Raw genomic sequence first — 22,064 nt, forward strand, 5'->3', positions numbered from 1 at the left:
GGTTGGGGGGATGGAATTAACTTCTTTGTCTTACCGCTTCATATAAAAATGCACCACAGGCTACCGAAACATTCAATGAACCAATAGTTCCAAACATAGGAAGTTTAGCTTTTTCGTCTACAATTTTCAATACAGACGGATTGACACCACGATCTTCTGAGCCCATAATGATTGCAACTCCTTCGTTTAAGTTTACATTGTAAATGGTATGTTCCGTTTTTTCAGTTGCTGCAACAGTTTTGATACCGCTTCCTTGCAAAAGAAAAATGGCGTCTTTAATGTGTTCTACTTTACAAATTGGAATATTGAAAACTGCACCTGCGGATGTTTTAACCGTATCGCCATTTACAGGAGCTGAACCTGATTTTTGAATGATTATTCCATTAACTCCAGTGCATTCAGCAGTTCTGATAATAGCACCAAAATTACGTGCATCTGATATTTGATCTAAGATTAAAAATAATGGTTTTTTGCCATTTTCAACAACAGTTTCAATCAAAGCTTCTAAGTCAAAAAATGAAATAGGAGATATACTAGCAACAGCACCTTGATGGTTATTAGGTGTTAATTTATTCAGTTTTTCAATTGGGACATAAGAGAAGTTTACATTAGCTCGTTTCATGACTTTCATCAAGTCTTTCATCAATTCTCCTGATGCTTCTTTCTGAATGTATACTTTGTCTATAGTTGTACCAGCTTGAATTGCTTCAATAATAGCCCTAATCCCGAATATTTGATGTTCTTTTTCCATGGCGCAAATATATAAAAAAAACCATCCTGTTTTAGGATGGTTTTAAAGAGTTTTATAACGTTAAATCGGGTGGCCAGTTACTACCGTCAGTTCGGGTTAATGTAGTGTCTCCATTTTCTCCGTAATCATTTTCCCAGTGGAATGAGATTTTGTCTCCATTTACAACCAGATTAGAAAATGTGAATACTTCATCGTATTGATCTACTCCAGTGTAGGAAATCTTTCCGCATATGTCTTTTAGCTGTACTCCTAAAGCTGTGTTTCCAGGTCCATATAGACCTTCCCAGCCGCCAAACGATGCATCAGAAATATTATAAACACCCCCGCCTTGGTCCTCAAAAGTTACGGTGCCTGTCAAAGGGCCATCGGCGGTTTCTCCAGTTGGCGCTTTGACATTTGTGGTTGTAAATTCATATGTTCCTCCAAGATCGGATGGGCAGGAAACATTGTAAGTTTGAAATAATTTAAACAAATTAGATGTGGCGAGGTTTGAACTAAAATTGTTTGATCCATCATTATTAACCAATTGAACTGTCTTTCCATTTTTTAGAGTTAAAATAGCAGTTATGGTTAATTGGTCACCAGTTTCAAAATCATCTGATGTGTTTATTTCAGTAAAAGCATCAAATATTTTTTGTTTGTTTATTGTTAAAGAATACGGAAGTGTTTGTATGTCTGTTGAGAAGATTCCTTTATACACATTACTTCTGTCAGATTTAATGTATAATCCAATTACATCTAGAGAAGTTACTTCGCCTACCGATTTATTAATTGTAAAACTAAGATTGATATCATCGCCACTTTGTAATGCTACTAAATCAATAAAGGTGTCTGAAGAAGGTGCTTTTTGAATATCAACTACAGCACCATAATCTAAATCTAATTTAGAATCACCTCCGTCATTTTCGCAAGAGAATACTAACATTAGCAATGTTAATATAGCGAATATTTTATTTATATTTTTCATAATATATTTTCATTTATTAGTTATCCCAAAATATTTTATAAGTCGTCGGGTTTTTCTGTGGTGGAGCATTTTTGTTTAGATTCAATTCCGAAAGAGGCCAATAAAGAGATAGTTGGTATTGGTTCTTTAATACTGTGTCTGAGTCATCAATTGGGAAACCATCTCCGTTATCTAATTGGTATTCTGGTAACGTTGAATTCGGATTAGCTAAAATTGGATATCCTGTTCTTCTGTAATCTGTATATTGATCCATAGGATCTCCAAAAGTAGCCACCCATTTTTGAGTCATAATAATCTCTAGTTTTTTATTATCATCTCCGTTGTTGAATTCAGTGATAATATTGTCAATAAAAGTTGTTACATTTGATGATCCAGTTAATTCAGGTATACCTGTTTGTGTAGTTTTGCTGTCTTTGACTACTTTGTCAACTTTTGCAAAACTGGCAGTTATTGCTTGTTGTAAAACAGTTGCAGCGTTACCTGTTGTCAATGTATGAGATTGAATTAATTCTGCTTTGATATATAAATATTCATCGTATGTTAAGATTCTGTGTGGTGCAATTCCTGTTCCAGATGCAACATTAACTACACCGCCTTCGCCATCATCGTATCTTCCTCCACATGGGAAAATACCAGGGTAAGTGTTTGAATTTTCGGCGCTAAAATCTCTCCAAGGGCCTTGGCTACCAAAACGAATACTATAAAAACCAGTTGAAGCATCCCAATAATCTGCTTTTGGATTTCCTGTTGCTGTGTCTCCTAAATCAGGAGGGAATTGTCCTGCTGTAAGTTGGTTAAAGAAATAGTAATTAATTCTAGGATCTTTGTTTCCTTCATGGATATTAGGATTCATCCCCATCATTATTTCGTAAAACCAAGGACTCATATAGGTTGTAAATTGTGAGCCGTTGTATGATTCTAAGAATAAAGGGTTTCTTTCATCTGAGGGAGAGGAGTTGCCTGTGTGTAGAAATTGAAAATCATCATCTATTGACTTAAAGAAATTATTTTCAGTAATTAAAGCTGCAAATCCAGTTTGATCAAATTCAGACGATAGTCGCATTTGATTATATAGTTTTAGTTTAAAAGTATTAGCAAATCGTATCCATTTATCTGTATCTCCTGAATAAAATAAATCATCTGCACCAGGTTCTAGTCCTGAATTTGATTTTAAATTTGTTTTTGCCGTTTCTATTAAAGTTAAAACGGATTTGTAAATTTCTTTTTGATCATCAAATTTAGGTCCTACGGTACCTTCTTTTAGTTTAGTCGCTTCACTATATGGAACATCTCCCCATAAATCAACTGCAACTGACATTAAATAGGCTTTTTCTAATTGTGCAATTCCGAGGTAAATTAAGTCGTTGCTTTCAGTACTTTGTTGGATTAAGCTTTGGATATCTGTTAATGTTAAATATAGGTTGTCCCAATCATTTTGAACTGTGATGTTGTTGACTTTTGTCCCGTATTGATCTTGTTCTTCTCTAACGGTCATCTGATGAGTATATACTTGAAGTACATCTCCTGAATAATCTTGAAAACTTGTAGTCTTTGCTAAAGCAACTTGAGTACTTGTTAATAAGTAGTTAAGCGGAGCTATTGTAGGATTGTCTTTGTCAGTATCAACATTAAGATAGTCGTTACAACTTACTAGAAGTATTGATGTCAATAATAATACAACTATTGAATTATTATTTTTCAATTTTTTTATAAGTTTCATACTGTTTGTTTTAGAATGTTAAATTAATTTTGAAACCAAGTCTTCTTGAGGTTGGTGCTGCAGTAATTTCAATTCCTTGAAGTCTTCCTGAACCAAAACTTGCAATTTCCGGATCGAAATTAGTGTATCTTGGAACATTTGGAGCAAAATACCAGAGGTTAGATCCAAGTATGCTAAAACTCATTTTTCCAAAAGCAGTTTTTTTCAAAATTTTAGAAGGTAAATCATAAGTTAAGCTTATTTCTCTCAATCTGAAAACTGTACCATCATATACAGTTGCTTCATCTACGCTATTTATAGCAAAAGTATTTCCGTTTGTGGATGGAGAAAAATACAAGTCGTTTGCATTGATTTGGGTTGTGTTTGAGATAGGATTGTTTCCTGAATCAACTACAGGGACAACCTTACCTGTGTTATCGTCAATTTGCCCATAATATCCTGGTATAATGTAAGTATGTTCTCTGTCTTCAGTGTCCTTAGTAACACCTCTTCCCAATAATTGTTCAATTGTACTTGATTTAAAATCACCACCTTGTTTCCAATCAAATTGAGTTCTTAAAGAAAAACCTTTATAGCTAAATGTGTTTGTAAAACTCATCTTGAAATCTGCATTAGGATTTCCTATGATACCAGCTTCAGTGTCAGCAAGAATACCTCCGGATCCTGGGTCAATTAAATAGTTTCCTTGGCTGTCTCTGGCAAATTTTGTACCGTAAAATACTCCGTATGGTTGTCCTTTTATTATGTAACCTACTTGAGTTAACCCACCTTCTGATTTGGCTCCACTATTGCTGGCGCTAATTTCTGTTTTGTCAATTCCGTCAGCAATTTCAATAACTTTGTTTACGTTTTTAGTAAAAGTTGTAAATGAAGTCCAATTGAAATTACTATTTTTTATAGGTACTAAAGTTAGCCCAATTTCAATTCCTTTGTTGGTCATCTTGCCAACATTAGTGTTGTAAGTATCGTAACCGGATGAAGTTGGAGTAGTTATAGCGGTAATTAAGTCTGTAGTTGACTTAGTGTATAAACTTAAGTCTAAGGCAATTCGTCTGTTGAAAAATTCTAATTCTGTTCCGATTTCATATTCGTTAGTAAATTCAGGCTTGATTTCTTGATCAGCTAATGATGTACTATTTCCTATTACAGGGTTTCCGTTGAAAGTGTCTCCCAACAGGAATGTGTTACTCAAAAATTCAGCTGGAGCATCATTACCTACTTTTGCATAACTGGCTCTTACTTTTGCAAATGTTAATACATCGCTTTCAATATTGAAAGCATCAGTTAGTATTAATGAAGAGTTAACTGAAGGGTAAAAATAAGAATTGTTATTAACGGGTAGCGAAGAAGAATAATCATTTCTTCCAGTTGCATTTACAAATAAATAATCTTTGTAAGATAGTGTTATGTCAGCAAAAATACCAGCGTTTCTGTATCGTGTTCCATCATCTACCAAACTTGCTATGTTTTTAAAATTTCTTAATGTAAACAAATCGGGTGTTATTATGTTTCTTCCAGCATAAGCAATTCTTGATGTGTTTGTTTGTAAGATGTTATTACCTGCTATAGCTGTAAGTTTTATATCATCAGTAAGTTTGTAGTTAAAGTTTATCAGAAGGGTTGATTCGATATCTTCATTTGTAAAACTATCATCTACTATAAATCCTACTCCACCATATGCAATTGAGTTTTTATCTCGAATTTCTTTTCTGTCTAAAGTATATCTGTTAAACCCAAACCTGTAAGAAGCTGAAATATGTTCATTAAATGAATAATCTAGGTTGATGCCTGCAACTATTCTGTTTGTTTTTGAAATAATTCTATCATGTTTTAAAGACCAGAGTGGATGATCGAATTGATTTCCATTAGGTGTTACAGATGCTCCAGTTACAGGGTTTTCATATGGTAAATTTAAATCCCAGTCTCTTGCGATAAATAGAGTTCTTGCAAAAGCAGAAGAGGCTGATTCGTCAGATGATTGTTGGTCTCCAAAAAAACCACCATTTTGTGAAGTCTTTGAATAACTCATATTTGCACCAACTGTTAATTTATTGGCTAATTTGAAATTTCCACCCATTGCAATTGAGGTTCTGTCATATGAATTGTAGGGTATATATCCGTTTTGATTTAAATTAGATATGGTTGTGTTGAAATTACCATCTTGGCCTGAATAATTAAAGCCTATAGATTGGTCATAAACAGTTCCTGTTCTAAATAAATCCTTAACATTATTAGGTTTAGCTGCATATGGGATTGTGGGACCTAATTCAGGAGCCACTTCAAGAACTGTTGGCCAAGTTGCAACAGTTCCATCATCATTTAAATTATAAACACTTCCAGTTTTTCCAAATTCTGGCCCCCAAGATCCATTTGATGTAGGGCTATATTTAAAATTTGATCCAGCACCATATTTATTTTGGTAATCAGGAAGGTTGGCAATGTTATCTGTATAAATTCCAGTACTTACGTTGACACTAAGTTTATTGTTTTTGTTAGTGTTTGTAGCTCCAGTTTTTGTTGTAATTACTATTACTCCGTTTACCGCTCTGGATCCATATAGAGCTGATGCAGCAGCACTTTTTAGAATATTGATAGAAGCAATATTGTTAGGGTCTAAACTAGATAATGCCGATTCGTATCCTCCTCCACTATTAGTTTGATTGGAAGTTGCGACTGAGGTGTTGTTGTATTTTACTCCATCTACAATAATTAAAGGTTGTGTGTCTTTTGTAAAAGAGTTGATACCTCGTATTGTGATTTGATTAGCAGCTCCAGCTACTCCTGAGGAAACGTTAATGTTTACTCCGGGAACTTTTCCATTGATAGAGCGTAGTAAATCAGGTTCTGAGTTTTCTGTTATTTCAGCAGGTTTTATTGTGCTTACGGAGTATCCTAAGTCTTTGGGTTTTCTTTTTATACCTAGTGCGGTTACAACAACTCCTTCGAGTTCGACTGAGTCTTCTAGAAGTGTAATAGTAATGGTTGTTGTGTTTGCAGGTTTCTCCTGTGTTTTCATTCCAATATAGCTGAAGATCAGTGTTTGTGTTGCTGAAGCTTTGATATTGAATTTTCCATCAAAATCGGTTTGTGTTCCAATTTGTGTTCCTTTAATTAAAACACTTACGCCGGGTAGTGGCAGTCCTGTTTTGTCTAGTACAGTTCCGCTTACATTTCTTCCTTGGGAATAAGAAAGTTGTAATATCATTGCAAGCAACAATGATAGAAAAGAATTGAGTTTTGGGTTCATTGATTGTAGGTTTTGGGTTCTTGATAGCAAAAATCTTAATAAATTGTTAATTTTCCAAGCGGAAGCAAGAATATTTTATGCGCGCATATGAATTTTAACATTTAACAAATTTAAGCTTATATGTTGTAAATTTAAAACTAGTTAATTATTTGTATGGATTTACTGAGGCTATTTAGCTTTTTTTGAGGTGTTGTTTTTTGTTGTTTTGGTGGTTTTAAGAATGGTGTTTGTGTTTCTTGTGTTCTGGTTTTGTTGTGGAGAAAACAATCTATTTGAAAATTAATGAATTAACATTTGTAGAGTAAAAAATAATTTATACATTTGCAACCCCGTAAAAAGCGGGATTTATATTTACATAATAATTTTTAGTATTAATTATGCCAACAATTCAACAATTAGTAAGAACAGGAAGAACTCAGATAACTAAGAAGAGTAAATCGGTTGCTTTAGATTCTTGCCCTCAACGAAGAGGAGTTTGTACGCGTGTTTACACTACTACACCAAAAAAACCAAACTCAGCGATGCGTAAAGTAGCGCGTGTACGTTTGACAAATGGTAATGAGGTAAATGCTTACATTCCTGGTGAAGGTCACAATCTACAAGAGCACTCGATAGTATTAGTTAGGGGTGGAAGGGTAAAAGATTTACCAGGAGTTAGATATCACATCGTTCGTGGTGCACTTGATACGTCAGGTGTGGCTGGAAGAACGCAAAGAAGATCTAAGTATGGTGCTAAACGCCCAAAAGAAGCAAAAAAGTAATTTAAAACGTTAAGAGTTAGAGGTTAGGAGTTAAGGGTTGTGATGAAATGAAAATTGAAGTTTGCAACGTATAACATTTAACGGATAATCCATAACTTTTTATTAAAAAAAAGACATGAGAAAAAGAGCGGCAAAAAAGAGACCACTTTTACCAGATCCAAGGTTTAATGATCAACTGGTAACGCGTTTTGTGAATAACTTAATGTGGGATGGTAAAAAATCTACGGCTTTTAAAGTTTTTTATGATGCAATTGACATTATTGAAACAAAAAAGCAAAATGACGAAAAAACTTCGTTAGAAATTTGGAAAGATGCTTTAACTAACGTTATGCCTCACGTAGAAGTGCGTAGTCGTAGAGTAGGTGGAGCTACATTTCAAATTCCAATGCAAATTCGTCCAGACAGAAAAATTTCTATGGCAATGAAGTGGTTGATACTTTATTCTAGAAGAAGAAACGAAAAGTCAATGGCGCAAAGGTTAGCTTCAGAATGTTTAGCTGCGGCTAAAGAAGAAGGAGCAGCTGTTAAGAAAAGAATGGATACTCACAAAATGGCAGAAGCTAATAAAGCTTTCTCTCACTTTAGATTTTAATTCGTAAGAAATGGCTAGAGACTTAAAATATACAAGAAATATAGGAATTGCGGCTCACATTGATGCTGGTAAAACAACAACAACGGAGCGTATTCTTTTTTACACAGGTAAATCACATAAGATTGGTGAGGTACATGATGGTGCTGCAACAATGGACTGGATGGCACAAGAGCAAGAAAGAGGTATTACTATTACTTCTGCTGCTACAACTTGTGAGTGGAATTTTCCAACTGAGCAAGGTAAGTTATTGCCAGAATCGTTACCGTACCATTTTAATATTATTGATACTCCTGGGCACGTTGATTTTACCGTAGAGGTAAACCGTTCGTTACGTGTATTGGATGGATTGGTTTTCTTATTTTCTGCAGTTGATGGTGTTGAGCCTCAATCAGAAACAAACTGGAGACTTGCTGATCAGTACAAAGTTCCTCGTATGGGATTTGTTAATAAAATGGACCGTCAAGGGTCTAACTTTTTGGCAGTTTGTCAACAAGTTAAAGATATGTTGAAATCAAATGCTGTTGCTATTACTTTGCCAATTGGTGAAGAGAATGATTTCAAAGGAGTTGTTGATTTGGTGAAAAACCAAGCTATTGTTTGGCATGATGCTACTCAAGGTGCGACTTTTGATATCGTTGATATTCCTGCTGACATGGTTGATGATGTGAAGCATTATCGTTCTATTCTTATCGAAGAAATCGCTACTTATGACGAGAATCTTTTAGATAAGTACATGGAAGATGAAAACTCTATTACAGAAGAAGAAATTAACACTGCTTTAAGAGCTGCTGTTATGGATATGGCTATCATTCCTATGATTGCTGGTTCTTCTTTCAAGAATAAAGGAGTTCAATTTATGTTAGATGCGGTATGTAAATATTTGCCATCTCCATTAGATAAAGAAGGAATTCAGGGTATTCATCCTGATGATGCTGAGTTATTGGAAGAGGATCAAACTAAAATCTTGCGTAAGCCAGATGTGAAAGAACCTTTTGCTGCTTTAGCATTTAAAATTGCTACAGATCCATTCGTAGGTCGTTTAGCGTTCTTCCGTGCTTATTCAGGAAGATTAGATGCGGGTTCTTATGTGTTGAATACTCGTTCTGGAAATAAAGAAAGAATTTCTCGTATCTACCAAATGCACGCTAACAAACAGAATCCAATCGAATATATTGAGGCTGGAGATATTGGAGCTGCTGTTGGGTTTAAAGATATTAAGACTGGAGATACATTGTGTGATGAAAAACACCCAATTATTCTTGAATCTATGAAATTCCCTGCGCCGGTAATTGGTATTGCTATTGAGCCTAAAACTAAGGCTGACGTAGATAAGATGGGTATGGCTTTAGCTAAATTAGCTGAGGAAGATCCAACATTTACAGTTAGAACTGATGAGGCTTCAGGGCAAACTATTATCTCTGGTATGGGTGAGCTTCACTTAGATATCTTAGTTGATAGAATGAAACGTGAATTTAAAGTTGAAGTGAACCAAGGTGAGCCTCAAGTTGAATACAAAGAAGCGTTTACAAAATCTGCTCAACATAGAGAAACTTACAAGAAACAATCTGGAGGTCGTGGTAAATTCGGTGATATCGTATTTAGAGTAGAGCCTGCTGATGAAGTTGATGGTAAAGTTCCTGTGGGGTTACAGTTTGTTAATGAGGTAAAAGGTGGTAACGTTCCTAAGGAATATATTCCTGCTGTTGAAAAAGGTTTCAGAGAAGCTATGAAAACAGGTCCTTTAGCTGGTTATCAAGTTGATAGTTTGAAAGTTACTTTGTTAGATGGGTCTTTCCACCCGGTGGATTCAGATGCGCTTTCTTTTGAACTTGCAGCTAGAATGGGTTATAGAGAAGTCGCTAAAGCTGCTGGTGCTGTAATTCTTGAGCCAATTATGAAAATGGAAGTTATTACACCAGAAGAAAACATGGGGGATATCGTAGGTGATATTAACCGTCGTAGAGGTCAGGTGAATGACATGGGAGATAGAAATGGTGCGAAAACTATTAAAGCAGATGTGCCTTTATCGGAAATGTTTGGTTATGTTACAACGTTAAGAACATTGTCTTCTGGTAGAGCTACTTCTACAATGGAATTCTCTCACTATTCAGAAACGCCTTCTAATATTTCAGAAGCAGTAATCAAAAAAGCAAAAGGAAACGCTTAATCTTTAAGAAAATGAGTCAAAAAATCAGAATAAAATTAAAATCTTACGATCATATGTTGGTAGATAAGTCTGCTGAAAAGATTGTAAAAACGGTTAAGACTACCGGAGCAGTGGTAACAGGACCAATTCCTTTGCCAACTCATAAAAAATTGTTTACAGTGTTGCGTTCTCCGCACGTAAACAAAAAAGCAAGAGAGCAATTTGAAGTAATGTCATATAAGAGATTAATTGATATTTATTCATCTTCATCTAAAACTATCGATGCTTTAATGAAATTAGAATTGCCTAGTGGAGTTGAAGTAGAAATCAAAGTTTAAGTTTTTTTCAAGAGTAAATTAGAGCACTTTGTTTAAGTGAAAAAGTTTTTTTGGTTTGTGTGTAAATAAGTTATACTTTTGCACCACTTTTAAAAACAGCTTCACTTAAACGAATGTGTTCTGTTTTTATATTTAATAATTAATAATTAATATTTATGTCTGGGTTAATTGGTAGAAAAATCGGCATGACTAGTCTTTTTGATGAGAAAGGGAAGAATATTCCTTGTACTGTTATTGAGGCAGGTCCATGTGTTGTTACCCAAGTCAGAACCAAAGGTGTTGACGGGTACGAAGCGTTGCAACTTGGTTTCGATGACAAAAACGAGAAACATTCCACAAAAGCGGCTTTAGGTCACTTTAAAAAAGCTGGAACTGTAGCTAAGAAAAAAGTCGTTGAATTCAAAGAGTTTGCAACTGAACAAAAATTAGGAGATCTTATTGATGTTTCTATTTTTGAAGAAGGAGAATTTGTAGATGTACAAGGTGTGTCTAAAGGTAAAGGTTTTCAAGGTGTTGTGAAGCGTCATGGTTTTGGTGGAGTAGGGCAAGCAACTCATGGTCAACACAACCGTTTAAGAGCGCCAGGTTCTGTGGGAGCTTCTTCTTATCCATCTAGAGTGTTCAAAGGAATGCGTATGGCTGGAAGAATGGGAGGAGATAATGTAAAAGTACAAAACCTTAGAGTTTTAAAAGTGGTTGCTGAAAAGAATCTGCTTGTTGTTAAAGGATGTGTTCCTGGGCATAATAACTCTTATGTAATCATCGAGAAGTAATGGAAGTAAAAGTATTAGATTTCAACGGAAAAGATACTGGAAGAAAAGTTCAACTTTCTGATTCAGTATTCGCAATTGAACCAAATAATCATGCTGTATATCTTGATGTTAAGCAATATTTAGCTAATCAAAGACAAGGAACGCACAAGGCTAAAGAAAGAGCTGAAGTTGCGGGAAGTACACGTAAGATTAAAAAACAAAAAGGAACAGGTACTGCTCGTGCGGGTAGTGCAAAAAACCCTTTGTTTAAAGGAGGGGGAACTGTTTTTGGGCCAAGACCAAGAAGTTATTCATTTAAATTGAATAAAAATTTAAAACGTTTGGCTAGAAAATCAGCTTTCTCAATAAAGGCAAAAGAGTCAAATATTATCGTTTTAGAAGACTTTAATTTTGAAGCTCCAAACACTAAAAATTTCATTAACGTTTTGAAAGCTTTAGAGTTAGAAAATAAAAAATCATTATTTGTGTTGGGTAATACCAATAAAAATGTATATTTGTCGTCACGCAATTTAAAAGCGTCTAATGTTGTAAGTGGCTCAGAATTAAGCACTTACGATATATTAAATGCTAATAATTTAGTGCTTTTGGAGAGTTCTTTGGAGGTAATTGAAGAAAATTTAAGTAAATAATAGGATATGAGTATCATAATTAAACCTATAGTAACGGAAAAAGTAACCAAAGAAAGTGAAGTTTTAAACCGTTTTGGATTTGTAGTTAACAAAAAAGCAAACAAAGTTGAGATTAAGAAAGCTGTTGAAGCTGCTTATGGAGTAACTGTTTTGAGTGTTAATACAATTAATGTAAGACCGGATAGAACTACAAAATACACTAAAAGTGGTTTAATCAGTGGAAAGACAAATGCAATTAAAAAAGCAATTGTTCAAGTACAAGAAGGAGAAACAATTGATTTTTACAACAATATCTAAGATATAACAATGTCAGTAAGAAAATTAAAACCTATTACCGCAGGTCAGCGATTTAGAGTTGTGAATGGTTATGACGCCATTACAACTGATAAGCCGGAACGCTCTTTGATAGCGCCGATAAAAAACTCTGGAGGTAGAAATAGTCAAGGAAAGATGACCATGCGTTATACGGGTGGTGGTCACAAGCAGAGATATCGTATTATTGATTTCAAAAGAACTAAAGATGGAATTCCAGCTACAGTGAAATCAATTGAGTACGATCCAAACAGAACTGCATTTATCGCTTTGTTAGCTTATGCTGATGGAGAGAAAACTTATGTAATTGCTCAAAATGGATTGAAAGTAGGTCAGAAATTAGTTTCTGGTGCTGAAGCTCAACCAGAAATTGGTAATACATTACCTTTAAGTAGAGTTCCACTTGGAACTGTGATTTCTTGTATCGAATTGAGACCTGGTCAAGGAGCTGTAATTGCTCGTTCAGCAGGAACATTTGCTCAGTTAATGGCAAGAGATGGAAAATATGCTACAATTAAAATGCCATCTGGTGAAACAAGACTGATCTTGTTAACTTGTTCGGCTACAATTGGAGCGGTTTCTAATTCAGATCACCAATTAGTTGTGTCTGGAAAAGCAGGTAGAACTAGATGGTTAGGAAGAAGACCAAGAACAAGACCAGTAGCGATGAACCCTGTTGATCACCCTATGGGAGGTGGTGAAGGACGTTCTTCTGGAGGTCATCCACGTTCAAGAAACGGAGTACCGGCTAAAGGTTATAGAACTCGTTCTCCGAAAAACCCGAGTAGTAAGTATATCGTAGAACGTAGAAAGAAATAATTAAGATATGGCACGTTCATTAAAAAAAGGACCTTTCGTTCATTATAAGTTAGAAAAGAAAGTTGAAGAGAACATTGCAGGTGGAAATAAAGGAGTGGTTAAGACTTGGTCTAGGGCTTCTATGATTACTCCTGACTTTGTTGGACAGACTATCGCAGTTCATAACGGTCGTCAGTTTGTACCAGTTTACGTAACAGAAAACATGGTAGGTCACAAATTAGGAGAGTTTTCACCAACTAGATCTTTTAGAGGTCATGCTGGAGCAAAAAATAAAGGTAAAAAATAAGAAGCAATGGGAGTTCGTAAAAGAGAAACAGCAGATGCGAGAAAAGAGGCTAATAAGTCTATTGCTTTCGCAAAATTGAATAACTGCCCTACTTCACCTAGAAAAATGCGCTTAGTAGCGGACTTGGTAAGAGGTCAGAAGGTAGAAAGAGCACTTAACATTTTAAGATTCAGTTCTAAAGAAGCATCAAGAAAATTAGAAAAACTATTATTATCTGCAATCAACAACTGGGAGCAAAAAAATAGTGAAGCTAGTTTAGAAGAAGCTGGATTATTTGTTAAAGAGATCAGAGTAGATGGTGGAATGATGTTGAAAAGACTTCGTCCAGCTCCACAAGGTCGCGCACATAGAATTAGAAAACGTTCAAATCACGTAACAATCGTGTTAGGAGCTATTAATAACACACAAGCAAATTAATACAAGATGGGACAAAAGACAAATCCAATTGGAAATAGACTTGGTATCATCAGAGGATGGGACTCAAACTGGTATGGTGGAAATGATTACGGTGATAAATTAGCCGAAGATCACAAAATCAGAAAGTATGTTCATGCTCGTTTATCAAAAGCTAGTGTATCAAAAGTAATCATCGAGAGAACTTTGAAACTTGTAACCGTTACTATCACTACTGCTAGACCTGGTATCATTATCGGAAAAGGTGGACAAGAGGTAGACAAGTTAAAAGAAGAACTTAAGAAAATTACAGACAAAGAGGTTCAGATTAACATCTTTGAAATTAAAAGACCTGAGTTAGATGCTTATTTAGTTGCAACAAGTATCGCTCGTCAAATCGAAAGCCGTATTTCTTACAGACGTGCAATCAAAATGGCTATTGCTGCTTCTATGCGTATGAATGCTGAAGGTATCAAAGTTTTGATTTCTGGTCGTTTAAATGGTGCTGAGATGGCGCGTTCAGAAGGTTTCAAAGAGGGAAGAATTCCTTTGTCAACTTTCAGAGCTGATATTGATTATGCACTTGCAGAAGCTCATACTACTTATGGTAGAATGGGAATCAAAGTGTGGATCATGAAAGGTGAAGTTTACGGAAAGAGAGATCTTTCTCCTCTAGCTGGAATGGATAAAAAACAATCTGGTGGAAAAGGTGGAGATGCTCCTCGTGGTAAATCTAACTTTAACAAAGGTGGGAAACCAGACGCTCGTAAAAGAAAGTAATTTTTAAATTAAAGAAAAATGTTACAGCCTAAAAGAACAAAATACCGTAAGGTACAAAAAGGTAGAATGAAAGGGAACTCTCAAAGAGGGCATGAACTTTCTAACGGAATGTTTGGTATTAAATCTGTTCATGAAGATGGTATGTTTCTTACTTCACGTCAAATCGAGGCGGCTCGTATTGCAGCAACTCGTTACATGAAAAGAGAGGGACAATTGTGGATTAAGATATTTCCAGACAAACCAATTACTAAGAAACCTCTTGAGGTACGTATGGGTAAAGGTAAAGGTGCCGTTGAATATTGGGCAGCTGTTGTTAAACCCGGAAGAATTATGTTTGAAGTTGGTGGAGTTCCATTGTCAGTTGCAAAAGAGGCTTTACGTCTTGCAGCTCAAAAACTACCAGTAAAAACTAAATTCGTTGTTGCTAGAGATTTCGAAGCATAATCTATATTATTATGAAACAATCAGAAATAAAAGATCTTTCTGCAGCACAGTTGCAAGAAAATCTTAGCCAAGCTAAGAAAACATATGCTGACCTAAAAATGGCTCACGCAATATCTCCAATCGAAAATCCACTTCAAATTAGAAGTTTGAGAAGAACAGTTGCGAGATTAGCTACAGAGCTTACTAAAAGAGAGGTGCAATAATTGTAATCTGCGAAAGATGGAAAAAAGAAATTTAAGAAAAGAAAGAATTGGTGTTGTAACTTCTAACAAAATGGATAAATCTATTGTTGTTGCACAAGTAACTAAAGTAAAACACCCATTATACGGTAAATTCGTATTGAAAACAAAGAAATTTGTTGCACATGACGAAACAAATGACTGTAACATTGGAGATACTGTAAGAATTAGCGAAACGCGTCCTTTAAGTAAATCAAAATGTTGGAGATTAGTTGAAATCCTAGAAAGAGCTAAATAATTATGGTACAACAAGAATCAAGACTAAAAGTAGCAGATAACACAGGAGCTAAAGAAGTTTTAACTATCCGTGTTTTAGGAGGTACTAAAAGAAGGTATGCCTCTGTTGGTGACAAGATTGTAGTATCTATAAAAGATTCAACTCCAAACGGAAACGTTAAAAAAGGAGCTGTTTCAACTGCAGTTGTTGTACGTACCAAAAAAGAAGTGAGAAGAGCCGATGGTTCTTATATCCGTTTCGATGACAATGCATGTGTTCTTTTGAACGCTGCAGGGGAAATGAGAGGAACTCGTGTTTTTGGTCCGGTAGCAAGAGAACTTCGTGAAAAACAATTCATGAAAATTGTATCATTAGCACCAGAAGTGCTTTAATTCGCTATAAGATGATAAAGCTAAAAATAAAATCAGGTGACATTGTAAGAGTAATTGCTGGAGATCACAAAGGTGCTGAAGGTAAAGTATTACGTGTTGACCGTGAAAAAAACAAAGCGATTGTTGAAGGTGTAAACATGGTTTCGAAACACACAAAACCAAGTGCAAAAAACCCTCAAGGAGGAATCGTTAAGAAGGAAGCTCCTATTCAAATTTCTAATATCTCTTTAATTGATCCTAAAACTAAGGAAACAACTAGAGTAGGTATAAGAGTTGAAGGAGATAAGAAAGTAAGATTTTCAAAAAAATCTAATCAAGTACTATAGTAATGGCGTATATACCTAGATTAAAAGAGGAATATAAGAGTAGAGTAATCTCTGCTCTTACAGAAGAATTCGGATACAAAAACGTAATGCAAGTTCCTAAATTGGAAAAAATCGTTTTAAGCCGTGGAGTTGGAGCAGCTGTATCTGATAAAAAATTGATTGACTATGCAGTTGATGAGTTAACTAAGATCACTGGACAAAAAGCAGTTTCTACAATCTCTAAGAAAGACGTTGCTTCTTTCAAATTGAGAAAAGGAATGCCGATTGGAGCAAAAGTTACTTTACGTGGAGAAAGAATGTATGAGTTTTTAGATAGACTTATTACTTCTGCTTTACCACGTGTAAGAGATTTTAGTGGTATCAAAGCTACTGGATTCGATGGAAGAGGTAATTATAACCTTGGAGTTTTAGAGCAAATCATTTTCCCTGAAATTGATATTGATAAAGTGAACAAAATTTCAGGAATGGATATCACTTTTGTTACTACTGCTCAAACAGACAAAGAAGCAAAGTCATTATTGGCTGAATTAGGTTTACCTTTTAAAAAGAATTAAGACATGGCTAAAGAATCAATGAAAGCCCGCGAGGTTAAGAGACAAAAAACGGTAGAAAAGTATGCTGAGAAAAGAAAAGCTTTGATAGAGGCTGGAGATTTCGTAGGTTTGCAAAAATTACCAAAAAATGCTTCACCAGTTCGTTTACACAATCGTTGTAAATTAACAGGAAGACCAAGAGGGTACATGCGTCAATTCGGTATTTCACGTGTAACTTTCCGTGAAATGGCTAATAATGGATTGATACCAGGGGTTAAAAAAGCAAGCTGGTAACAAATTGAATTTTAATTGGTTAAAGGTTCAATGAGAAAGGCTCAAAGAAAACCATAACCGCAAATTAATAAATATGAATACAGATCCTATTGCAGATTATTTAACGCGAGTTAGAAACGCTGTGGCTGCAAACCACAAAGTTGTTGAAATTCCGGCATCTAATCTAAAAAAAGAGATAACTAAGATCTTATTTGATCAAGGTTATATCTTGAGTTACAAATTTGAAGAGAACACTGTTCAAGGTTCTATCAAAATTGCTTTGAAGTACGATAAAGATACTAAAGAGCCAGTTATTAAAGATATCCAAAGAATTAGTAAGCCAGGTTTGCGTAAATATTCAAGTTCTGCAAACATTCCTAGAATCCTTAACGGATTGGGTATTGCTATTGTTTCTACATCAAAAGGTTTGATGACTGGAAAGAAAGCTAAGCAATTAAATGTAGGTGGTGAAGTAATTTGCTACGTATACTAATTTAAAAAGACTTATTAAGATGTCAAGAATAGGAAAAAGTCCAATTGTAATCCCTGCTGGAGTAACTGTTGAAGTTAAAGACGGTATCATTACAGTAAAAGGAAAAAATGGTCAACTAACACAGGAGTTTTCGGATGTAACTGTAAAAGTTGAAGGTGATCAAGTTCTAGTTGAAAGATCATCTGATCATAAAGATCAAAGAGCAAAACACGGTTTATATAGATCTTTAATCAATAACATGATTGTTGGTGTAACTGATGGCTTTACAAAATCATTGGAATTGGTAGGAGTAGGTTATAGAGCTTCTAACCAAGGACAAAAATTAGATTTAGCTCTTGGATTTTCTCACAATATTGTTTTAGAAGTTGCTCCAGAAGTAACCGTTGAAACTATATCTGAAAAAGGTAAGAACCCAATTGTAAAATTAACATCATTTGACAAACAACTTTTAGGAGCTGTTGCTGCGAAAATCAGAGGTTTCCGTAAGCCAGAACCATACAAAGGAAAAGGTGTTAAATTTGTAGGTGAAGTATTAAGAAGAAAAGCAGGTAAATCAGCTTAAAAAATAAGATTATGTCATTAACAAAACCTGAAAGAAGACAGAGAATCAGATTCAGAATCAGAAAAACGATAAGTGGTACTGCTACTAATCCAAGATTATCTGTATTTAGAAGTAACAAAGAAATTTACGCTCAATTAATTGATGACGTAAATGGAGTTACATTATTATCTGCTTCTTCAAGAGAGAAAGAAATAGGAAAAGGTACTAACGTTGAAGTTGCGGCTGCAGTTGGAAAACTTGTTGCAGAAAAAGCGTTAAAAGCTGGGGTTGAAACAGTAAAATTCGATAGAGGAGGATACTTATACCACGGTCGTATTAAATCATTAGCAGAGGGCGCAAGAGCCGCTGGACTTAAATTCTAATATATTATGTCTAAATACAAAAATGTAGAATTAGTAAAACCAAGTGGTCTTGAATTAAAAGATCGTCTGGTAAGTGTAAATCGTGTTACTAAGGTTACAAAAGGAGGTAGAGCTTTTGGTTTTTCTGCTATTGTAGTTGTAGGTGATGAAAATGGAGTAGTTGGACACGGATTAGGAAAATCTAAAGACGTTTCTGAAGCAATTGCGAAAGCAGTAGAAGATGCTAAGAAAAATTTAGTGAGAATTCCTTTGAATGGTCAATCAGTTCCTCACGAACAAAAAGGTAAATTTGGTGGTGCACGTGTGTTTTTAATTCCTGCTTCTCATGGTACAGGAGTTATTGCTGGTGGAGCTGTTCGTTCAGTTCTTGAATCAGTAGGTATTCACGATGTATTATCAAAATCTCAAGGATCATCAAATCCTCACAACGTAGTGAAAGCAACTTTTGATGCTTTATTACAAATGAGAAGTGCTCACACCGTTGCAAAACAAAGAGGAGTATCTTTAGAAAAAGTTTTTAAAGGTTAATCAAGGAAATTATGGCTAAATTATTAGTAAAACAAGTTAGAAGTAAAATCAACTGTCCACTTGATCAAAAAAGAGGATTAGAGGCTTTAGGTCTACGTAAAATGGGTCAAGTTGTAGAACATGACTCAAACCCTGCAATCCTTGGGATGATAAACAAAGTTAAACACTTAGTTTCTGTTGAAGAAGCTAAATAACAAATAACTGTTATGAATTTAAGTAACTTACAACCAGCTGAAGGGTCAACACACAATCAAAATAAAAGATTAGGTAGAGGAGAAGGTTCTGGAAAAGGTGGTACCGCTGCACGTGGACACAAAGGAGCAAAATCTCGTTCTGGATATTCTAAAAAGATTGGTTTTGAAGGTGGACAAATGCCACTTCAAAGACGTGTTCCTAAGTTTGGTTTTACAAACATCAATCGTAAAGAATACGAAGGTGTAAATCTTGATACACTTCAATTATTGGTAGATAATGGAATTGTTACTGATACTGTTGATATGACAGTTTTTGTTGCAAACCGTTTGGCTACTAAGAATGAAATTGTAAAGATTTTAGGAAGAGGAGAATTGAAAGCTAAATTAAAAGTAACTGCTCACAAATTTACTGCTACTGCAAAAGCTGCTATTGAAGCTGCTGGTGGAGAAGCTGTAACAATATAATTTTTCAATTAATATGAAGAAATTTATTGAATCAATAAGTAATGTTTGGAAAATCGAGGAACTAAAAAACAGAATCCTAATCACTTTAGGTTTGCTATTAGTTTATCGTTTTGGAGCTCACGTTACTCTTCCAGGAATTGACGCTACACAATTAAACAGTTTAGCTGGCCAAACCAAAAATGGTATTGGATCTATCTTAGATATGTTTACTGGAGGAGCTTTTTCTAAAGCGTCAGTTTTTGCTTTAGGAATTATGCCTTATATTTCTGCATCTATCGTTGTACAGTTAATGGGAATAGCTATTCCTTATTTGCAAAAATTACAAAGTGATGGAGAAAGTGGTAGAAAAAAGATTAACCAAATTACACGTTGGTTGACTATTGTAATTACTTTAGTTCAAGGGCCTACGTATATTTATAATCTTTACAGAACTTTACCAAGTAGTGCATTTTTATTAGGTTTTAATTCTTTTGAATTCTTATTTTCTTCAGTAATTATCTTAGTTACAGGTACAATTTTTGCCATGTGGTTGGGAGAAAAAATAACTGATAAAGGAATTGGTAATGGTATTTCGCTATTAATTATGGTGGGTATTCTTGCAAGATTTCCTCAAGCATTTATTCAAGAATTTACAACTAGAGTTACTAATAACAATGGAGGTCCAATGTTGTTAGTAGTTGAAATAATTATTTGGCTTTTAGTTATCATTGCGTGTGTATTGTTAACTATGGCTATTCGAAAAATACCAGTTCAGTATGCTCGTCGTACTGCTTCTGGTGATTTTGAACAAGATATGTTAGGTGGAAATAGACAATGGATTCCTTTGAAGCTTAATGCTTCTGGAGTTATGCCTATCATTTTTGCGCAAGCAATTATGTTTATACCTGCTGCTGTAGCAGGGTTGTCTAAATCTGACGCTTCACAATCTATTGTAGGTGCTTTTAGTAATATGTTCGGTTTTTGGTATAATTTGGTTTTTGCAACATTGATTGTTGTATTTACTTTCTTTTATACTGCAATTACGGTTCCTACTAATAAAATGTCAGATGATCTTAAAAGAAGTGGAGGTTTTATTCCTGGTGTTAGACCTGGAGCTGAAACATCTGATTTTCTTGACAAAGTGATGTCTTTGATAACTTTTCCAGGTTCTTTATTTCTTGCTCTAATAGCTGTGTTCCCAGCGATAGTTGTAAGTCTTATGGATGTTCAACAATCTTGGGCAATGTTTTTTGGAGGTACCTCGTTAATTATTATGGTAGGTGTTGCAATTGACACAATTCAACAGATCAATTCATACTTGTTGAATAAACATTATGATGGTTTAATGAAAAGCGGAAAAAATAGAAAAGCAGTAGCTTAATTTTATGGCAAAACAATCAGCAATAGAACAAGACGGATCAATCATTGAAGCATTGTCAAATGCTATGTTCCGTGTAGAATTAGAGAATGGACATGTTGTAATTGCTCATATTTCTGGAAAAATGCGTATGCATTACATCAAATTATTACCTGGTGATAAAGTGAAATTAGAAATGAGTCCTTACGATTTGTCTAAAGCAAGAATTACTTATAGATATTAAAGATATTCACAATGAAAGTAAGAGCATCAGTAAAAAAGAGAAGTGCCGAGTGCATTATCGTACGTAGAAAAGGAAGATTATACGTAATAAACAAAAAGAATCCTAGATTTAAACAAAGACAAGGATAATTATGGCAAGAATAGCAGGGGTAGATATCCCAAAAAACAAGAGAGGTGTTATTGCACTTACCTACATCTTCGGATTAGGAAAAAGTAGAGCTATAGAGATTTTAGAGAAAGCTCAAGTTAGCCAAGACAAAAAAGTTCAAGACTGGAATGATGACGAGATTGGAGCAATCCGTGAGGCAGTTTCTTCTTTCAAAATTGAAGGAGAATTGCGTTCAGAAATTTCTTTGAACATTAAACGTTTAATGGATATTGGATGTTATAGAGGTATTCGTCACAGAACTGGTCTTCCTTTAAGAGGGCAAAGAACTAAAAATAACTCTAGAACTAGAAAAGGTAAAAGAAAAACTGTTGCTAACAAGAAAAAAGCAACTAAATAATAAGTAATATGGCTAAAGCAACTACAAAAAAACGTAAAGTTATCGTTGAATCAACGGGAGAAGCTCATATTTCTGCTACCTTCAATAACATCATCATTTCTTTGACAAACAAAAAAGGTGAAGTTATTTCTTGGTCTTCAGCTGGTAAAATGGGTTTTAGAGGTTCTAAAAAGAACACTCCATACGCAGCTCAAATGGCCGCAGAAGATTGTAGTAAAGTAGCTCTTGAAGCTGGATTGAAAAAAGTTAAGGTTTATGTAAAAGGACCAGGAAACGGACGTGAGTCTGCTATCCGTTCTATTCATAACGGTGGAATCGAAGTAACTGAAATTATCGACGTTACTCCAATGCCACACAACGGATGTCGTCCTCCAAAGAGACGTAGAGTTTAATAATATAATTTAAGTATAACTAGGTAGAAACACGATTATCGAAGG

33 protein-coding genes are annotated in these 22,064 nt (G+C 34.9%); 29 read left to right on the forward strand and 4 right to left on the reverse strand.

From position 1 onward, the window contains the following. Nucleotides 1–16: 16 nt before the first annotated feature. Genes rlmB through AC4FRF_RS07725 form a run of 4 tightly spaced genes read right to left on the reverse strand, consistent with a single transcriptional unit; the run spans nt 17 to nt 6,685 of the window. On the reverse strand, nt 17–751 hold the full coding sequence (gene rlmB, locus AC4FRF_RS07710; protein WP_491158916.1) for a 23S rRNA (guanosine(2251)-2'-O)-methyltransferase RlmB: 735 nt from the start codon (nt 749–751) through the stop codon (nt 17–19). 52 nt (nt 752–803) lie between these two features. Beyond that, nucleotides 804–1,718: a hypothetical protein gene (locus AC4FRF_RS07715; protein ID WP_491158917.1), complete on the reverse strand. Its 915-nt coding sequence runs from the start codon at nt 1,716–1,718 to the stop codon at nt 804–806. Nucleotides 1,719–1,734: 16 nt separating this feature from the next. Then, nucleotides 1,735–3,438, reverse strand: coding sequence for a SusD/RagB family nutrient-binding outer membrane lipoprotein (locus AC4FRF_RS07720; RefSeq protein WP_491158918.1), 1,704 nt, complete (start codon nt 3,436–3,438; stop codon nt 1,735–1,737). A gap of 10 nt (nt 3,439–3,448) precedes the next feature. Then, nucleotides 3,449–6,685 carry a SusC/RagA family TonB-linked outer membrane protein gene (locus AC4FRF_RS07725; protein ID WP_491158919.1) on the reverse strand — a complete coding sequence of 1,079 codons (3,237 nt, stop codon included), beginning with the start codon at nt 6,683–6,685 and terminating at the stop codon, nt 3,449–3,451. Between the two features lie 377 nt (nt 6,686–7,062). On the opposite strand from AC4FRF_RS07725, the gene rpsL reads away from it, so the two are divergent. From rpsL to rpsK, 29 genes are all read left to right on the forward strand, one after another. Beyond that, nucleotides 7,063–7,446, forward strand: coding sequence for a 30S ribosomal protein S12 (gene rpsL / locus AC4FRF_RS07730; RefSeq protein WP_007136570.1), 384 nt, complete (start codon nt 7,063–7,065; stop codon nt 7,444–7,446). 115 nt (nt 7,447–7,561) lie between these two features. Beyond that, nucleotides 7,562–8,038 (forward strand): 30S ribosomal protein S7, encoded by a 477-nt coding sequence (gene rpsG, locus AC4FRF_RS07735; RefSeq protein ID WP_026727879.1) that lies wholly within the window; start codon nt 7,562–7,564, stop codon nt 8,036–8,038. Nucleotides 8,039–8,048: 10 nt separating this feature from the next. Next, complete coding sequence (gene fusA / locus AC4FRF_RS07740; RefSeq protein ID WP_491158922.1) at nt 8,049–10,205, forward strand: elongation factor G; 2,157 nt, start codon at nt 8,049–8,051, stop codon at nt 10,203–10,205. An 11-nt stretch (nt 10,206–10,216) separates the two neighbouring features. Then, nucleotides 10,217–10,522 carry a 30S ribosomal protein S10 gene (gene rpsJ / locus AC4FRF_RS07745; RefSeq protein ID WP_007803605.1) on the forward strand — a complete coding sequence of 102 codons (306 nt, stop codon included), beginning with the start codon at nt 10,217–10,219 and terminating at the stop codon, nt 10,520–10,522. Between the two features lie 155 nt (nt 10,523–10,677). Beyond that, nucleotides 10,678–11,295 (forward strand): 50S ribosomal protein L3, encoded by a 618-nt coding sequence (gene rplC / locus AC4FRF_RS07750; RefSeq protein WP_491158923.1) that lies wholly within the window; start codon nt 10,678–10,680, stop codon nt 11,293–11,295. Continuing rightward, complete coding sequence (gene rplD / locus AC4FRF_RS07755) at nt 11,295–11,924, forward strand: 50S ribosomal protein L4 (protein WP_491158924.1); 630 nt, start codon at nt 11,295–11,297, stop codon at nt 11,922–11,924. Before rplC ends, rplD begins: the two co-directional genes overlap by 1 nt. A 6-nt stretch (nt 11,925–11,930) precedes the next feature. Continuing rightward, on the forward strand, nt 11,931–12,221 hold the full coding sequence (gene rplW / locus AC4FRF_RS07760) for a 50S ribosomal protein L23 (protein WP_035659234.1): 291 nt from the start codon (nt 11,931–11,933) through the stop codon (nt 12,219–12,221). A 9-nt stretch (nt 12,222–12,230) separates the two neighbouring features. After that, the gene (gene rplB / locus AC4FRF_RS07765) at nt 12,231–13,055 is read left to right on the forward strand and encodes a 50S ribosomal protein L2 (RefSeq protein ID WP_408082351.1); all 825 of its coding nucleotides are present in this window, start codon (nt 12,231–12,233) and stop codon (nt 13,053–13,055) included. Between the two features lie 7 nt (nt 13,056–13,062). Beyond that, nucleotides 13,063–13,341 carry a 30S ribosomal protein S19 gene (rpsS, locus tag AC4FRF_RS07770; protein ID WP_024981511.1) on the forward strand — a complete coding sequence of 93 codons (279 nt, stop codon included), beginning with the start codon at nt 13,063–13,065 and terminating at the stop codon, nt 13,339–13,341. 6 nt (nt 13,342–13,347) lie between these two features. Beyond that, nucleotides 13,348–13,758, forward strand: coding sequence for a 50S ribosomal protein L22 (gene rplV / locus AC4FRF_RS07775; protein WP_278036366.1), 411 nt, complete (start codon nt 13,348–13,350; stop codon nt 13,756–13,758). Nucleotides 13,759–13,764: 6 nt separating this feature from the next. Continuing rightward, complete coding sequence (gene rpsC / locus AC4FRF_RS07780) at nt 13,765–14,514, forward strand: 30S ribosomal protein S3 (protein WP_073245931.1); 750 nt, start codon at nt 13,765–13,767, stop codon at nt 14,512–14,514. An 18-nt stretch (nt 14,515–14,532) separates the two neighbouring features. Beyond that, entirely contained in the window at nt 14,533–14,958 is a 426-nt protein-coding gene (gene rplP / locus AC4FRF_RS07785; protein ID WP_008464295.1) for a 50S ribosomal protein L16, read from the forward strand. A gap of 11 nt (nt 14,959–14,969) precedes the next feature. Further along, nucleotides 14,970–15,161, forward strand: a complete 192-nt coding sequence (rpmC, locus tag AC4FRF_RS07790) for a 50S ribosomal protein L29 (RefSeq protein ID WP_373389909.1) — start codon at nt 14,970–14,972, stop codon at nt 15,159–15,161. Nucleotides 15,162–15,177: 16 nt separating this feature from the next. After that, nucleotides 15,178–15,435: a 30S ribosomal protein S17 gene (gene rpsQ, locus AC4FRF_RS07795; RefSeq protein ID WP_024981515.1), complete on the forward strand. Its 258-nt coding sequence runs from the start codon at nt 15,178–15,180 to the stop codon at nt 15,433–15,435. Between the two features lie 2 nt (nt 15,436–15,437). After that, nucleotides 15,438–15,806, forward strand: coding sequence for a 50S ribosomal protein L14 (gene rplN, locus AC4FRF_RS07800; RefSeq protein WP_026714640.1), 369 nt, complete (start codon nt 15,438–15,440; stop codon nt 15,804–15,806). An 11-nt stretch (nt 15,807–15,817) separates the two neighbouring features. Then, nucleotides 15,818–16,132: a 50S ribosomal protein L24 gene (gene rplX / locus AC4FRF_RS07805; protein ID WP_491158926.1), complete on the forward strand. Its 315-nt coding sequence runs from the start codon at nt 15,818–15,820 to the stop codon at nt 16,130–16,132. Nucleotides 16,133–16,134: 2 nt separating this feature from the next. Further along, on the forward strand, nt 16,135–16,686 hold the full coding sequence (gene rplE, locus AC4FRF_RS07810; protein ID WP_491158927.1) for a 50S ribosomal protein L5: 552 nt from the start codon (nt 16,135–16,137) through the stop codon (nt 16,684–16,686). Nucleotides 16,687–16,689: 3 nt separating this feature from the next. Beyond that, nucleotides 16,690–16,959, forward strand: coding sequence for a 30S ribosomal protein S14 (gene rpsN, locus AC4FRF_RS07815; protein WP_026714637.1), 270 nt, complete (start codon nt 16,690–16,692; stop codon nt 16,957–16,959). 73 nt (nt 16,960–17,032) lie between these two features. Beyond that, the gene (gene rpsH, locus AC4FRF_RS07820) at nt 17,033–17,431 is read left to right on the forward strand and encodes a 30S ribosomal protein S8 (RefSeq protein ID WP_026714636.1); all 399 of its coding nucleotides are present in this window, start codon (nt 17,033–17,035) and stop codon (nt 17,429–17,431) included. A gap of 19 nt (nt 17,432–17,450) precedes the next feature. Beyond that, nucleotides 17,451–17,993 carry a 50S ribosomal protein L6 gene (gene rplF, locus AC4FRF_RS07825; protein WP_491158928.1) on the forward strand — a complete coding sequence of 181 codons (543 nt, stop codon included), beginning with the start codon at nt 17,451–17,453 and terminating at the stop codon, nt 17,991–17,993. Between the two features lie 11 nt (nt 17,994–18,004). Beyond that, entirely contained in the window at nt 18,005–18,355 is a 351-nt protein-coding gene (gene rplR, locus AC4FRF_RS07830) for a 50S ribosomal protein L18 (RefSeq protein ID WP_491158929.1), read from the forward strand. Between the two features lie 3 nt (nt 18,356–18,358). Further along, entirely contained in the window at nt 18,359–18,883 is a 525-nt protein-coding gene (gene rpsE / locus AC4FRF_RS07835) for a 30S ribosomal protein S5 (RefSeq protein WP_085949269.1), read from the forward strand. An 11-nt stretch (nt 18,884–18,894) separates the two neighbouring features. Then, nucleotides 18,895–19,077, forward strand: coding sequence for a 50S ribosomal protein L30 (rpmD, locus tag AC4FRF_RS07840; RefSeq protein ID WP_026707002.1), 183 nt, complete (start codon nt 18,895–18,897; stop codon nt 19,075–19,077). A 12-nt stretch (nt 19,078–19,089) separates the two neighbouring features. Next, nucleotides 19,090–19,542, forward strand: a complete 453-nt coding sequence (gene rplO, locus AC4FRF_RS07845; RefSeq protein ID WP_491158930.1) for a 50S ribosomal protein L15 — start codon at nt 19,090–19,092, stop codon at nt 19,540–19,542. A 13-nt stretch (nt 19,543–19,555) separates the two neighbouring features. After that, entirely contained in the window at nt 19,556–20,902 is a 1,347-nt protein-coding gene (secY, locus tag AC4FRF_RS07850; RefSeq protein WP_491158931.1) for a preprotein translocase subunit SecY, read from the forward strand. A 4-nt stretch (nt 20,903–20,906) separates the two neighbouring features. Beyond that, a complete protein-coding gene (gene infA / locus AC4FRF_RS07855) occupies nt 20,907–21,122 on the forward strand; it encodes a translation initiation factor IF-1 (RefSeq protein WP_026714631.1) in 216 nt (71 codons plus the stop codon). A gap of 11 nt (nt 21,123–21,133) precedes the next feature. Beyond that, nucleotides 21,134–21,250 carry a type B 50S ribosomal protein L36 gene (ykgO, locus tag AC4FRF_RS07860; RefSeq protein WP_002987490.1) on the forward strand — a complete coding sequence of 39 codons (117 nt, stop codon included), beginning with the start codon at nt 21,134–21,136 and terminating at the stop codon, nt 21,248–21,250. A gap of 2 nt (nt 21,251–21,252) precedes the next feature. Next, entirely contained in the window at nt 21,253–21,627 is a 375-nt protein-coding gene (gene rpsM / locus AC4FRF_RS07865; RefSeq protein ID WP_491158932.1) for a 30S ribosomal protein S13, read from the forward strand. A gap of 8 nt (nt 21,628–21,635) precedes the next feature. Then, nucleotides 21,636–22,019, forward strand: coding sequence for a 30S ribosomal protein S11 (gene rpsK, locus AC4FRF_RS07870; protein ID WP_026714629.1), 384 nt, complete (start codon nt 21,636–21,638; stop codon nt 22,017–22,019). The last annotated feature ends 45 nt before the right edge of the window (nt 22,020–22,064 follow it).

The organism is Flavobacterium sp. ST-158 (assembly GCF_058309975.1).